This window comes from Mesorhizobium sp. 01N446 (assembly GCF_056399285.1).
Genome location: NZ_JBFTRA010000002.1, coordinates 700,256 through 713,714, shown reverse-complemented (window position 1 = coordinate 713,714; position 13,459 = coordinate 700,256). Strand labels below are relative to the sequence as shown.

The 13,459-nt window shown below is 64.0% G+C and carries 12 protein-coding genes; 10 read left to right on the top strand and 2 right to left on the bottom strand.

Going from position 1 to position 13,459, the window contains the following annotated elements:
* Positions 1–11 precede the first annotated feature (11 nt).
* Positions 12–815 carry a 3-methyl-2-oxobutanoate hydroxymethyltransferase gene (locus AC1DPX_RS11720; protein ID WP_477236716.1) on the top strand — a complete coding sequence of 268 codons (804 nt, stop codon included), beginning with the start codon at positions 12–14 and terminating at the stop codon, positions 813–815.
* Here the strand turns inward: AC1DPX_RS11720 and AC1DPX_RS11715 are convergent, their stop codons facing one another.
* A complete protein-coding gene (locus AC1DPX_RS11715) occupies positions 816–2,324 on the bottom strand; it encodes an HAL/PAL/TAL family ammonia-lyase (protein WP_477236714.1) in 1,509 nt (502 codons plus the stop codon).
* Positions 2,321–3,322 (bottom strand): ornithine cyclodeaminase family protein, encoded by a 1,002-nt coding sequence (locus AC1DPX_RS11710; protein ID WP_477236712.1) that lies wholly within the window; start codon positions 3,320–3,322, stop codon positions 2,321–2,323. The genes AC1DPX_RS11715 and AC1DPX_RS11710 overlap by 4 nt, the downstream gene beginning before the upstream one ends.
* Before the next feature lie 120 nt (positions 3,323–3,442).
* Between AC1DPX_RS11710 and AC1DPX_RS11705 the strand changes: the two genes are divergently transcribed.
* The 9 genes from AC1DPX_RS11705 (at position 3,443) to AC1DPX_RS11665 (ending at position 13,455) form a co-directional block, all read left to right on the top strand.
* Positions 3,443–4,876 carry a DHA2 family efflux MFS transporter permease subunit gene (locus AC1DPX_RS11705; protein ID WP_477236710.1) on the top strand — a complete coding sequence of 478 codons (1,434 nt, stop codon included), beginning with the start codon at positions 3,443–3,445 and terminating at the stop codon, positions 4,874–4,876.
* 270 nt (positions 4,877–5,146) lie between these two features.
* A complete protein-coding gene (locus AC1DPX_RS11700; RefSeq protein ID WP_477236708.1) occupies positions 5,147–6,133 on the top strand; it encodes an ABC transporter permease in 987 nt (328 codons plus the stop codon).
* Positions 6,134–6,219: 86 nt separating this feature from the next.
* Positions 6,220–7,245: a sugar ABC transporter substrate-binding protein gene (locus tag AC1DPX_RS11695; RefSeq protein ID WP_477236707.1), complete on the top strand. Its 1,026-nt coding sequence runs from the start codon at positions 6,220–6,222 to the stop codon at positions 7,243–7,245.
* 213 nt (positions 7,246–7,458) lie between these two features.
* On the top strand, positions 7,459–9,582 hold the full coding sequence (locus AC1DPX_RS11690; RefSeq protein ID WP_477236705.1) for an ABC transporter permease: 2,124 nt from the start codon (positions 7,459–7,461) through the stop codon (positions 9,580–9,582).
* A complete protein-coding gene (locus AC1DPX_RS11685) occupies positions 9,579–10,622 on the top strand; it encodes an SMP-30/gluconolactonase/LRE family protein (protein ID WP_477236703.1) in 1,044 nt (347 codons plus the stop codon). Before AC1DPX_RS11690 ends, AC1DPX_RS11685 begins: the two co-directional genes overlap by 4 nt.
* The gene (locus AC1DPX_RS11680) at positions 10,622–12,118 is read left to right on the top strand and encodes a sugar ABC transporter ATP-binding protein (RefSeq protein ID WP_477236701.1); all 1,497 of its coding nucleotides are present in this window, start codon (positions 10,622–10,624) and stop codon (positions 12,116–12,118) included. Before AC1DPX_RS11685 ends, AC1DPX_RS11680 begins: the two co-directional genes overlap by 1 nt.
* Positions 12,119–12,487: 369 nt before the next feature.
* Positions 12,488–12,895, top strand: a complete 408-nt coding sequence (locus tag AC1DPX_RS11675; protein ID WP_477236699.1) for a carboxymuconolactone decarboxylase family protein — start codon at positions 12,488–12,490, stop codon at positions 12,893–12,895.
* A 29-nt stretch (positions 12,896–12,924) separates the two neighbouring features.
* Positions 12,925–13,257, top strand: a complete 333-nt coding sequence (locus AC1DPX_RS11670) for a GNAT family N-acetyltransferase (RefSeq protein ID WP_477236697.1) — start codon at positions 12,925–12,927, stop codon at positions 13,255–13,257.
* 9 nt (positions 13,258–13,266) lie between these two features.
* Positions 13,267–13,455 carry an N-acetyltransferase gene (locus AC1DPX_RS11665; RefSeq protein WP_477237495.1) on the top strand — a complete coding sequence of 63 codons (189 nt, stop codon included), beginning with the start codon at positions 13,267–13,269 and terminating at the stop codon, positions 13,453–13,455.
* Positions 13,456–13,459: the final 4 nt, after the last annotated feature.

The following is a 13,459-nucleotide window of genomic DNA, read 5'->3' as shown; positions in this document are numbered from 1 at the left end:
GGGACGTTTTAATGAGCCGAAAGAGACCGACCGTCGCCGATCTGCGCGCGATGAAGGGCAAGCGCCAGCTGACCATGCTGCGCGTGCTCAACCTTGACGAGGCGCAGGCCGCCGAGCGGGCAGGGGTCGACATCGTCTCGGTGCCGCCCGAACTGGTGCTCAACCCGCAATATCGCGATGCCGCGCCCAGCCTGTTCACCATGCCGGGCGAGAACTTCTTCGAGATCGGCGCGGCCGATGATTTCCTGCGCTGGGCCTTCCGGCTCTACAAGGCAAGCGCCGACGCGGTCTATTGCAGCGCCGGCTACGCCACGATCAAACGGATGGCCGACGACGCCATCCCCGTCATCGGCCATGTCGGCCTCATTCCATCGCGCGCCACCTGGACCGGTGGCTTCAAGGCGGTCGGCAAGACCGCCGACACTGCCCTCCAGGTTTTCGAGGCGGTGAAGCAGCTGGAGGCCGCCGGCGCTGTCGGCGCCGAGATCGAAGTGGTGCCGGTCGAGGTCGCCAAGGCGATCTCGGAACGCACCTCGCTGATCATGCTGTCGATGGGGGCGGGCACCGGCTGCGACGCGCAATATCTGTTCGCCGACGACATTCTCGGCCAGAACCGGGGCCACATGCCCCGCCACTCCAAGGTCTATCGCAACTTCGCCGCCGAATATGACCGGCTGCAGGCGGAGCGGGTGGCGGCCTTCTCCGAATATGTCGCCGACGTCAACAGCGGCGCCTATCCCGAGGACAGGCACATCGTGCACATGGATCCGGCCGAGCTCAGCCTGTTCATGAAAAGGGTTGATGGAAAGAGCTGATTATTCGGTTTCCTTGGCGACCGTCGCTGCGCCTTGCCATGTTCCATCGGCGAGCATTGCCTGGAGCACCTCGGCGTCGGCCCCCAGCGGCCGGTCGTCTTTCAGCATCGATACATGCGCGCGCACCGCCGCGTAGATCGCGCCGGTGCGCGGCGCCAGCGTCAATCCCTCGCGCAGGTCGACGGCCTGGGCGGCCGCCATCAATTCGAAGGCGATCAGCCGCCGCCACAGCGCGATCATTCCGGCGCATTTCGAAACAGCGAGAGGCGACTGGGTCGCGTGATCCTCGACGCCTTCCGAAACCGGGAGAAAATCGAGCATCACCGGATTGGCCTTATGGCGGATCGCAGCCAGGATCGATGTCGCCGTCTTCTGCAGCGGCACGAAACCGGCCGATGCGCCACCGATGGGCGACAGATATTTGCTCAGCCCGTTGCGGCCCGAACCGGTGAGCTGGATGAAGCGGGCGGCGCTCGCGGCGGCGCATTGCGCGATCGCCAGGCTGAGCGTCTCGAAAGCCAGCGAAAGTGCCGCCGTGTGGAAATTGCCGGTCGACATCACCAGTTCGTCGTCGCCGATCACCAGGGGGTTGTCGGCGGCCGCGTTGAGTTCGATCTCGACGGCGCGTTTTGCCTGACCGATCGCCTCGATGAGCGCGCCGTGGATCGACGGCATGCAGCGGATCGACAGCGGGTCCTGCAAGGTGGTGGGCGCTGGCATCTCGTCGCGGGCGAGAAGGTCGTGCAGGGCCTTCGCCGCCTCCTGCTGTCCGGCGGCTGGCCGCGCCATCTGCAGGCGCGGATCGAGGATGGTGCGGTTGGCGCCAAAACCTTCCATGGTCAGCGCGCCGGCCTGCTGCTGCTGGGCCAGCGCCGACAGCGTATCCGTCACGACCAGCGCACCGCTGCCGGCGGAGACCGCCGAGGCGTTGATCAGCGACAGCCCGTCCTTCGGCGCCAGGGTGATGGGGGCGAGGCGGGCCATCATCAGCGCCTTGGCCGCGGGCATGCGGCGGCCCTGGTAGTCGGCTTCGCCTTCACCGATCAGCAGGCGGGCAAGTGCCGTCATCAGCACGAGGTCGCCGGCGCCGATCGAGCCGAGCGACGGCATCACCGGATGGACGCCGGCATTGAGCGCGTCGACCAGGGCGACAAACACGGCGGGCGACAGGCCGGAGCCGCCGGCCGACAGCATTGAGGCGCGGGCGACCATGGTGGCCCGCACGGTCTCGATCGGGAGTGCCTCGCCGACCGCGCCGCTGCGGCCCTCCAGCAACTGGCGCTGGAAGGCGCTGGCGTCGCCTTCGACGGAGGTGCCGAGATTGGCGCCAAGTCCGGTGTTGAGGCCATAGATCTGCTGACCGGAGGCGGCGGCCTGGTCGAGCACTTTGCGCGCCTTTTCCAGCCTGCCGATGATTTCGGGTCCGATCTCCACCTTGCGCGCCTGGCGGGCGACGGCGGCGACGTCGCCGATACTGACGCCAGATCCGGTGAGGACAAGCGCGCTCATGCGAAACGCAGCCTCTGGCCGATGCCTTTTTCGCCCGCCTTGGCGAGCATCGCCTTGCCCAGCGCGATGTCGGACAGCGACAGGCCGCGATGCCAGAACAGGATGGTCTCGTCGTCGCTCTGTCTGCCCGGCCTGAGACCCGCGGCGATCTGGCCGAGTTCGGCATGCAGCGTCGTTTCGCTCAACCGGCCGGTCTCGACATGGGCGCGCAGCGAGCCGAACTTGCCGCCCTTGCACTGGCCCCAATCGTCGACAACCATCTTCTGCATGATGTCGGTCAGCGACAGTTCCACCGCGCTCATCGTGCCATAGGGCACGACCAGCGCGCCGGGCTTGATCCATTCGGTCTTGAGCAGCGGCTGCGGCTCCGGCAGCCGCGAAGCCTCGACGACGATGTCGGCGCCCTTGACGCAGCTTTCCCAGTCGGCGACCGCAGTGACCTTCTTGCCGAGATCGGCGGAGAGTTTTGCGGCAAAACCGTCGCGGCTTTCCGGCCGGCGCGAATGGACGCGGATCTCGTCGAAATCGAAGAGATGGTCGAGCAGGCGCACGTTCCAATAGGCGGTGCCGCGCGCGCCGATATGGGCCAGCACCTTGGAATTCTTGCGCGCTAGATGCCTGGCGCCGATGGCGGTGACGGCGCCGGTGCGCATGTCGGTGATGAGGGTGGCGTCGAGGATGGCGCGCGGCGTGCCGGTGCGCGGATCGAACAGATTGAGAATGCCGAATTCCGAGGGCAGGCCGTGCAGGTAATTGTCGACATAATCGCCGACGATTTTCACGCCCGCCGCGTCGAGCGGCGCCACATAGCCGCGCAGCACGTTGAAATGGCCGTGGAAGGATGGGTCCAGTTCGAGGTGGACGCGCGGCTCGATCACCGTCTGGCCCTTGCCCTGGGCGACAAGGCCAGCCTCGACGGCGGCGATGATTTCGCCATCGGTCATATCGAGCGCTTCGATATCGAGGGCATTGAGATAATCGATATAGATGGGCTTCATTTACGCGCGCACTTTCCTCGGCCGCCCCGTCCATCCCATAGCAGGCCGCGGCGCGACACGAAAGTTTGTTGCGCTGGCTATGGACGCAACCGGCCAAATGCTGTTCAAACCCGTACCGACATGACTGCCATTCCCGACACTGAAGCCTTACCGGAAACGGCCACCAATGCGCGGCGCGTGGCGCTGATCGTCGCCATCGCCTTCTTCATGCAACTGCTGGACTCGACGATCATCTCGACCTCGCTGCCGCAGATGGGCGCCTCCTTCGGCGTGCCGGCGGTGGCGATGAGCATCGGCATCACCGTCTACATGCTGACCATGGCGGTGTTCGTGCCGCTGTCGGGCTGGCTCGCCGACCGCTTCGGCGCGCGCAACATCTTTCTCGTGGCGATCGCGCTGTTCACGCTGGCTTCGCTTGCTTGCGGCTTTTCCGGAAACCTGACCCAATTTGTCGCCGCGCGCGCCGTGCAGGGGCTGGGCAGCGCGCTGATGACGCCGGTCGGCCGCATCCTCGTCCTGCGCAATGCCTCGAAATCCGAGCTGCTCAATGCCACCGCGCTCATCACCTGGCCGGCATTGTTCGCGCCCGTCGTCGGGCCGGTGCTCGGCGGTTTCATCACCACCTATCTGTCCTGGCACTGGAATTTCTTCATCAACATCCCGCTTGGGCTGGTCGGGCTGGCGCTGGTCGCCCGCTTCATTCCGGGCGATCGCGAGGCGGAACCCAAGCCGCTCGACTGGCCGGGATTTTTCCTGACTTCGCTGGGGCTTGCCTGCCTGCTCTACGGTCTCGAGCGCATCGCGCATCCCGAGGACGGCGTGTTTTCGACTTTTGCGCTGATCGTGGCGGGCATCGTCATCGGCTGGCTGGCGGTGCGGCACCTCAGGCGCGCGCCCCATCCGCTGCTCGACCTTTCCGCGTTCAAGGTGCTGACCTTCGCCATCTCGACGCTTGCCGCCGGCACCATCTTCCGGGTGGCGATCAACGCCACGCCATTCCTGCTGCCGCTTTTGTTTCAGCTAGGCTTCGGCCTGTCGCCCGTCGATGCCGGTTTGATGATCCTGGCCTATTTCCTCGGCAATCTCGGCATGAAGACGGTGACGACCCCAACGCTGCGGCGCTTCGGTTTCCGCTCGGTGATGGTGGTCAACGGCATCATCGCCTCGGCCGCGATCATGGCTTGCGGCGCGATCTCGCCGCAGACGCCGCAGGCGCTGGTTGTGGCGCTGATGCTGATCGCCGGCCTGTCGCGCTCGATGCAGTTCACCGCGCTCAACACGCTGGCTTTCGCCGACATCGACGCCGCGCAGCGCAGTTCGGCGGCGACGCTGTCCTCCATGCTGCAGCAGGTGGCTATGCTGTTCGGCGTCGCCGTGGCGGCGGCGATCCTCAATCTGTCGCAGATCGTCAGGGCCCAACCCGCGCTCGACCTCGTCGATTTTCGAATCGCCTTCTTCGTCATCGGCGCCATCGGTCTGGTGGCGGCGCTGCGTTTTCTGGTGCTGCCGCCCGGCGCCGGTGCCGAGGTTTCCGGCCACACGCCGGGGAATTGAAACCGGATTTTCGCGCCTGATGCGGAGATAAATTCTCCCTCATCCTTTCGCCTTGATGCAACGCTTTCGCGAATGGCTGCGTTGGTGCAATCAATTGCCAAAAACGCAGGAGTTTCCGAGCATTGCGCCAGTTTCGGCAATCGATGCGTCCACTCGGCAAATATCGGCACAAGACCGCATTCTGAACGCGGATTCATTTGACGAACCGGCGCCGAGCCGATTAGCCTTTGCTTTCGGGATGGCAGCGCTGCCATCGGGGCGAATGCAGACATGAGCGCGATTGGCCGGCTAAACTTCAAGAGCCTGAATCAGGAAGGCATTGTCTTTGCCATCGCGGTGGTGCTGTTCGTTGCCGCGGCCATAGGCCTGCCGGGCTTCATCGACCCCAACAACCTCGTCGCCATCGTCAGATCGGTCTCGGTGCTGGGCATATTGGCGCTCGGCATGGCGGTCGTCATCATCGGCCGCGGCATCGACCTGTCGGCGGTGGCGATCATGGCGATGTCGGTCGCCTGGTACCTGCAACTGCTCAACACCGGCACTTCGGACGGGCTGGCCTTCGCCTATGTGCTGGCCGGCGTGCTCGCCATCGGCCTGCTCAACGGCTTTCTCGTCGCCTATGCCGACGTGCCGGCGATCTTCGTGACGCTGGCGACCGGCTCCTTCGTCTTCGGCTATGTGCGCTCGCAACTGATCACGCAGGATGCGGTGCCGGTGCCGCAGGGCCATTGGGTGGAACTGCTCGGCGGCCTGCGCTTCCTCGATATCCCGATCGAGGTGTTCGTCTTCGCCGGCCTGTCCTTCCTGTTCTTCCTGTTCCTGCGCTACACCAAATGGGGCCGCTACATCTATTTCGCCGGCGACAATCCGGTCGCTGCGCGCAACATCGGCATTCCGGTGCGGCCGATGCTGGTGCTGCGCTATGTGCTCTCGGCTTTCGTGGCATTGATCGCCGGCCTGCTGACGGCGGCCAGCCTGCACTCGATCAACACCCGCATCGTCAATTCGACGCTGCTCTACGACATCGTGCTGGTGGCGGTGATCGGCGGCATCGGCCTGTCGGGCGGGCGGGGCGGGGTGCGCAACGTGCTGGTGGGGGCGGCGCTGATCGGCATCCTGCTCAACGCCATGACCATCATCGACATTCCACTGCTTTACCAGAACCTGATCAAGGCGGCGATCCTGCTGGGCGCCATCATCGTCGACGGCATCATCAACCCGCGCGACGAGCAGACCGCGCAGCAGGGCGACATTTAGGGCAGATGGGCTAGCCCATCTGCTCGGGGTACCCGGCCCGATCGCGACGATCGGCCGGCAATGAAAACCGAACCAGAGGACGTGACATGAAACTGATCAGAACTCTCATGGCCGCCGCAACGGCGCTCGCCGTTACCGCCTTCGTGGCGCCGACCTTCGCCGCCGACGATCCGGGCCCGGCGGCTTATGCGCAGGCGCTGAAGGGCAAGCGCGTCATGCTGGTGCCGCTGGCCATGGGCTTCGACCTGGCGCAGGGTTGGGCGCACTATCTGAAGAAGGAGGTCGAAGCCTGGGGCGGCACGTTCGAAACGCGCGATCCGAACTGGGTGGTCGATGCCGGCGCGCAGGCGATCACCGACGCCATTTCCTCCGACACCAGGCCCGACGTGCTGATCATCCACGCACCGGACCTCAACTCCTATTCCAAGCTGATGAAGAAGGCGCAGGCCGCTGGGACCTACGTGCTCCTGATCGACAACCCGGCCAACTTCCCGGCCGACGCCTTTGTCGGCAGCGACTGGGACCGGCTCGGCCAGCTCGAAGCCGAAGCGGCGATCAAGGGCTGCGGCGAAAACTCGTCGAAGAAGATCGGTTTGGTGCAGGGCGACCAGGCGAACTCCTCCAGCCTCTATCAATATGCCGGCATCATGAAGGTGCTGGACAAGCATCCCGACTTCAAGGTCGTCGCCAAGCCCGACTCCAACTGGGACGCGACGACCTCGCGCAATGTGACAACGACCATGCTGCAGCAGAACCCGGACATCTGCTCGATCATCGATTTCTGGGATGGTGACGCCACCGGCGCATCGGCCGCGATCCGCGACGCCAAGCTCGACGGCAAGGTGTTCCTGGTCACCACCGGCGGCGGCGAAAAGGCGGCCGATTGCGACAAGCTGAACGACGGCACCTATGGCGCCGTGGTGATGACCGATCTCGCCCGCCAGTCGGGCGACATGAACGCCATCATCAAGTTCCTGCTGCAGAGCGGCCAGCCGGCCGGCACCTCGCACACCTACATCTACACGCTGGAGAAGGCGACGACCAAGGCCGACCTCAAGCCCGACAGCTGCTGGGATTTGAAGGCGCTGCAGGCCGAAGCGGCGGCGAAATAAGCCGGCTTTCCTGAGCTTGGCGCTGCCCCTCATCCGCCTGCCGGCACCTTCTCCCCGTATAGTGACGGGGAGAAGGGATACGCACCAACGCAGGCGACCCTCTCTCCCCGTTCTTCACGGGGAGAGGGTGGGGTGAGGTGCGGCGCAAACCTGACGTGATTGTCTCCGCGGATAGCCCGGCCGTTTTCTTTTTTCTCTTGCTGCAGTGACCTGATGTCCCTTCGTGAACGCCTCCAGTCCTGGCGCTACAATCTCGTGCCCGACCATCTGGTCGGCGAGATCCTGACCAAGCGTTGGACCGACAACGCCATTCCGTTCCTGGCGCTGGTGGTGACATTGGCGACTTTCGGCTCGATCATTCCCGGCTTCTTCAAGCTGAATTCGCTGCAGGAATCGACCCGCCAGCTCGGCGAGTTCTCCATGGTCGTCACCGGCATGACGGTGGTGATGCTGGGCGGCGGCATCGATCTCTCCGTCGGCTCGATCTTCGCGCTGTCCTGTTTCTCGGCCGTCTATGTCTTCTTCATCCTCGAACAGTCGATCTGGCTGGCGATGGCCGCTTCGCTCGCCACCGGCCTGGTCTTTGGCGCCATCAACGGCTATCTCGTCGGCTACCTCAGGCTGCGCGCCTTTCTCACCACGTTGGTCACCTTCATTTTCGGCCGGGCGCTGTTCGATATCCTCGTCACCACCTACGCCGCCGACGTGCAGCTTTCGACCGCCACATCTGACGTGCTCGACTTCATCGGCGACAGCACTTTCTGGGGTCTGTCGGTCTCGGTGTGGCTGGCGATCATCCTTGCCATCGTCACCCATATCGCGCTGACGCGCTCGCGGCCCGGATGGCATGTGCTGGCGGTCGGCGGCTCCCGGCGCTCGGCGCACAATGCCGGCATCCGCGTGCGCCGCACCGTGTTCATGACCTATGTCTTTTCCGGTTTCTGCGCCTCGATCGGCGGCTTCCTCATCGCCTGCCGGCTGAGCGGGGCAGGGCCGGGCACGGGCCTCAACCTCGAAATCATGGCGCTGACGGCGGCGGTGGTCGGCGGCGTCAGCCTCGGCGGCGGGCGCGGCTCGGTGATCAAGGGGCTGATGGGCGCCATCATCGTCTTGACCATGACCAACGGCCTGATCCGGCTGGGTTACGGCACCGGCACCAACCAGATGGTGCTCGGCATCATGCTGGCGGTGGCGGTTACCATCGACATCCGCTGGCTGAAGAACCGCCACAAGGTGCTCAACGAAGTCTATGTCGCGCCGGTCTACCTCAGGATGGGCGAGACGCAGTCGGCGGTGCCGGGCTCCGGCACATCATACGAACTCGACAACCGTCTGTCGGCGGCGGACCATATCGGGCTCGGCGAGCTGGAAGGGCCGGAGGATGTCATCCTCGACCGCGACGATCATCTCTATTGCGGCACCCGCCATGGCGAGATCGTCCGCTTCTTCGCGCCCGACTATGTCCAGTCGGAAGTCTTCGCCCATATTGGCGGGTTTCCGCTGGGGCTCGCCTTCGACAAATCGGGCAATCTGATCAGCTGCGTCGGCGCCATGGGGCTATATTCCGTCTCGCCGGATCGGGAGGTAAAACGCCTCTCGGCCGAGACGGCGCGATCCTGGACCTCGATCGTCGACGATGCGCGGCTGCGCGATCCCAATGATTGCGACATCGCTCCGGATGGCCGCATCTATTTCACCGACTCGACCAAGCGCTATGACGCGCATGACTGGGCGCTGGACTCGATCGAGAACCGCGCCACCGGCCGGCTGCTGGTCTATGATCCCAGGGATGGCTCGACGAAGACGCTGCTCGACGGCTACCGCTACACGAATGGCGTGTGCATGGCGCATGACGGCAAGTCGTTGTTCTTCGCCGAAAGCTGGGCCTGCCGCGTGCATCGCTACTGGCTGGAAGGGCCGAAGGCCGGCACCGCCGAATGCGTTATCCGCGACATGCCGGGCTATCCCGACAACATCAACCGCGCTTCCGACGGCAATTACTGGATGGCCTGGCTCGGCATGCGCACGCCGAGCTTCGATCTCTCGCTGCGCCATCCCGACATGCGCAAGCGCATGACCCGCCGGCTGCCGCAGGACGAATGGCTGTTTCCCAACATCAACACCGGCGGCGTGGTGAAATTCGACGAGACAGGCGGCATCGTCGAGGCGATGGGTGACCTCTCTGGCGATGCGCACCCGATGGTCACCTCCATGCGCGAGCACAAGGGCTATCTCTTCGTCGGCGGCATCCTCAACAACCGCATCGGCCGCTACAAGATCTCTGGCGCCGACCCGAACTGGACCAGCCCTGCTTCCTATTGGGGAGCAAAGCCATGATCCTCGATCCGATCCTGGACATGTTTCGCGGCAAGGCGGTGACCATCCCGCCACTCGACGGCGCTTTCCGGCCCAACACCCGGCTGGACGACGCGCCGGCCTTTGCAGAACTGATCGAGCCGGACAATCTGCTGGTTTTCGGTGACCGGCTGCTCACCACCAGCGGCAACGCCGTCTATTCGCTCGCTGCGGGAAGCGATCCCAAGGTGATCGAGACCTTTCCGTCGCCGATAACGGCGCTGGCCCTGTCGCCATCGGGCGAGCTGACGGTGGCGCTGGAAAGCGGCAAGCTGCTGATATCAGGCAAGGAGGTTTCGCTGCCGGCTGATGTCGGCTGCATCACCGCGCTCGCCTACGCCGAGGACGGCACGCTGTGGCTGGCCAACGGGTCGGCCGAGCATGCGCCGTCGCAATGGGCTGCCGATCTGATGAAGAAGGGCGCGTCCGGTTCGCTTTGGAAGCGGGACGCGACGGGCGGCGCGTTCCGCAAAGTGGCCAGCGATCTCGCTTTTCCCTATGGGCTCCACCCAATCGGCGGGGACGTGCTGGTCAGCGAAAGCTGGCGCCATCAGCTCATCCGCTTCGATGGCGCGACCGGCAGCCGTTCGACGGTGCTGACGCATCTGCCCGGCTATCCCGCGCGGCTTGCGCCTTCTGGCGATGGTGGCGCCTGGCTGGCCTTGTTCGCGCCGCGCAACCGGCTGATCGAATTCGTGCTGCAGGAAACGCACTACCGCCAGGACATGATCGACCAGGTGCCGCCGGCCTACTGGATCGCGCCGGCGCTGGCCTCCAACCGCAGTTTCCTTGAACCGCTGCAATGCGGCGGCATCCGCACCATGGGCATCCACAAGCCATGGTCGCCGAGCCGCTCCTACGGGCTGGTTGTCAGGCTCGACGCAAAGCTGCAGCCGCAATTCAGCCTGCACAGCCGCGCCAACGGCACGCGCCACGGCATCTGCAGCGTCGTCGAAAAGGACGGCCGGCTGTTCATTGCTTCCAAAGGCGGCGACTGCGTGCTCGACGCGGGAGGTTTTTGATGGAACCGATCGTCCGGCTCGAAAACGTCACCAAAAACTATCGCGGCGTGCCCGCGGTCAAGAATGTCAGCTTCGACCTGCGCAAGGGCGAGATCCACGCACTGCTCGGCGAGAACGGCGCCGGCAAATCGACCTTGACCAAGATCATCGCCGGGGTGGTCGACGCGACGTCGGGCAAGATGTTCCATAGGGGACGCGAGATCGCCTATGCCTCGCCGCATGCGGCGCTCGAAGCCGGCATCGCCATGGTGTTCCAGGAGACCAGCCTGGTGCCGTCGATGACGGTGGCGCAGAACCTCTATCTCGGTACTGAAAAATTCCTCAACCGGCTGCGCGGGACGTATATTTCAGCACAGCAGTTCCTGCAGTCGTTGAATTTTCCCGTCGACCCCAACACCATGGTGGCGACGCTGGGTGCTGCCAAGCGGCAGATGGTGGAGATCGCGCGTGCGGTGCACCACAATGCCGAGATCATCATTTTCGACGAGCCGACGGCGACGCTGACGCCGGAGGAAAAACGCCACTTCTTCGCGCTGATCCGTCGGCTGAAGGCGAGCGGCGTGTCGATCGTCTTCATCAGCCATGCGCTGGAAGAGGCGCTTGCCATTGCCGACCGCATCACCATTTTGCGCGATGGCGAACTGGTCATCACCGACGACACGTCGGCCTTCGATCGCGACAAGATTGTCGCCGCCATGGTCGGTCGCACTTTGTCGGGGCAGATTTACCGCCAACGCGACGAGGCCAGGCTGCGCAAGGCCGGCAAGAAGGTGCTGTCGGTGCAGGACATTTCGATGAGCAATGTCGTGCGCAACAATTCCTTCTCGATCTTCGAGGGCCAGATCACCGGTGTGTTCGGTCTCATCGGCTCCGGCCGCACCGAGACCTTCAAGATCGTGTCCGGCATCTACAAGCGCGATTTTTTGCGTGGCGGGGCGATCGAGCTCGACGACAGGCCCGTACGCTATCTCGTGCCGAGCGAGGCGGTGGCCGACGGCATCGTCTACGTCACCGAGGATCGCAAGAGCGAAGGCATTTTCGAGACGATGGGCATTGCCGAGAACCTGTTCGGCGGGTTGCTCGCCGCGGGCCGCGAAAAGGCCTGGGTGATCAACCAGCAGGAGATGCGGCAACTGTCGGCGGAGTGGACCAAGACGCTGAACATCAAGGCGATCAACGACAATGCGCGCGTGGTCGAACTCTCCGGCGGCAACCAGCAGAAGGTGGTGATCGGCAAGGGGCTGGTGCAGCAGCCGCGCATCGTCATCTTCGACGAGCCGACACGCGGCGTCGATGTCGGCGCCATCGCGGAAATCCACCAGATCATCAACCGGCTGGCCGACGAGGGGCTGGCTGTGGTGGTTATCTCGTCCTACCTGCCGGAGATCATGAACCTGTCGGATCGGATTTTGGTCTGCCGGCAAGGGCGTATCGTCGAGGAGTTTTCGCCGGCGGAGGCCACGGAGGAGAAGATCATGTACGCGGCGGTGCATTGAGGTTCTGGCCGGTGCGTACGTCCGACGGTTGGCCGAGTCGTCTCTCCTTCGTCATCCTAGGGCGAAGCAGGCGCGAAGCGCCGTCGCGGAGACCCTGGGATCCATTCCGTGACGCCTATCGAAGAGTGCAGCGGAGCAGAATCCTGCACCGTGGCGACGCTTCCGAGTCCCGGCATGGATCCTCGGGTCTGCGCCGCGTCGCTTCGCTCCTTGCTCCGCCCGTGGATGACGAAGCTGAGAGGGTTCGGCTAACCATCAACGTTCTGCGCCAATCGGCATCGAAAACTGAGTCAGAAGAACCGATTAGCCGTCTTTGCTCGAGACCTGATTCAACGACCTGATCCACCGATCCAACGAAGGAAAAACGCCATGGCCACCACAAAGCTCCTCAGCGATGCCGAGGTCGACAAAATCCCGGCTGTCAAGGCCGTGTTCGACGATATCCGCGCAACGCGCAAATCGGATTTCGTCAACAATTTCTGGCGCGGGCTGGCCAATGATCCGGCGTCGCTGAAGCGGGTGTGGGAACAGCTCAAGGCGGTGATGGTGGCGGACAGCGCCATCGATCCGCTGACCAAGGAAATGATCTACATCGCGGTGTCGACGGCCAATGGCTGCTCCTACTGCGTCCATTCACACACTGGGGCGGCGCGGGCGAAGGGCATGACCGACGCGCAGCATGGCGAACTGGTGTCGATCATCGGGCTGGCGGGACAGACCAACCATTTGGTGACTGCGATGCAGATCCCGGTCGATCCGCAATTCGAGGTGAAGTGAGAGGCGGCTGCGCCAGATCCGGAATCTTCATGGACAAGACGACCAGATTTCCAATTTCGCTTCCCGGCTACGAGATTGAAGGGCTGGTCGGAAACGATGCCCCCCGGTTGGCGCCGCTATACCAGGCCTGCTCGGATTATGCCGTGCTGGAGCGAGGCGAGCCGCCCAATGCCGACAGCGCGCGGGAGGAATTCGAAAGCTTTCCGCCCAACCGGACGGATGCCGACAAATTCGTATTCGGATTAAAAGCCGCCAATGGCGAATTTGTCGGCTTGCTGGCTTGCGACCGCGACTATCCGCAAGCCGGGTGTTGGTGGATTGCGTTGCTCATGATCGATCAAACCCTTCGCGGTCAAGGGTAGGGACGGGCCATCTGCGACGCCTTTTTCAGGTGGCTGAAATCCCGGCAGGTCACCCGCGTGGAGCTTGGCGTGCTCATGGAAAATGAGCCGGCGCTTCGATTTTGGCGGGGGCAAGGTTTTGGCCCGGTACGAACGGCGGGGCCGGTCAGCATCGGCTCCAAGCGGCATATGGTCGAGGTTTTAGGCCGACCGTTGTGAACAA

Bases quoted from the DNA above. Each gene is read 5' to 3' on its own strand.
- AC1DPX_RS11720 (WP_477236716.1), top strand. From the start codon at position 12: ATGAGCCGAAAGAGACCGACCGTCGCCGATCTGCGCGCGATGAAGGGC.
- AC1DPX_RS11715 (WP_477236714.1), bottom strand. From the start codon at position 2,324: ATGAGCGCGCTTGTCCTCACCGGATCTGGCGTCAGTATCGGCGACGTC.
- AC1DPX_RS11710 (WP_477236712.1), bottom strand. From the start codon at position 3,322: ATGAAGCCCATCTATATCGATTATCTCAATGCCCTCGATATCGAAGCG.
- AC1DPX_RS11705 (WP_477236710.1), top strand. From the start codon at position 3,443: ATGACTGCCATTCCCGACACTGAAGCCTTACCGGAAACGGCCACCAAT.
- AC1DPX_RS11700 (WP_477236708.1), top strand. From the start codon at position 5,147: ATGAGCGCGATTGGCCGGCTAAACTTCAAGAGCCTGAATCAGGAAGGC.
- AC1DPX_RS11695 (WP_477236707.1), top strand. From the start codon at position 6,220: ATGAAACTGATCAGAACTCTCATGGCCGCCGCAACGGCGCTCGCCGTT.
- AC1DPX_RS11690 (WP_477236705.1), top strand. From the start codon at position 7,459: ATGTCCCTTCGTGAACGCCTCCAGTCCTGGCGCTACAATCTCGTGCCC.
- AC1DPX_RS11685 (WP_477236703.1), top strand. From the start codon at position 9,579: ATGATCCTCGATCCGATCCTGGACATGTTTCGCGGCAAGGCGGTGACC.
- AC1DPX_RS11680 (WP_477236701.1), top strand. From the start codon at position 10,622: ATGGAACCGATCGTCCGGCTCGAAAACGTCACCAAAAACTATCGCGGC.
- AC1DPX_RS11675 (WP_477236699.1), top strand. From the start codon at position 12,488: ATGGCCACCACAAAGCTCCTCAGCGATGCCGAGGTCGACAAAATCCCG.
- AC1DPX_RS11670 (WP_477236697.1), top strand. From the start codon at position 12,925: ATGGACAAGACGACCAGATTTCCAATTTCGCTTCCCGGCTACGAGATT.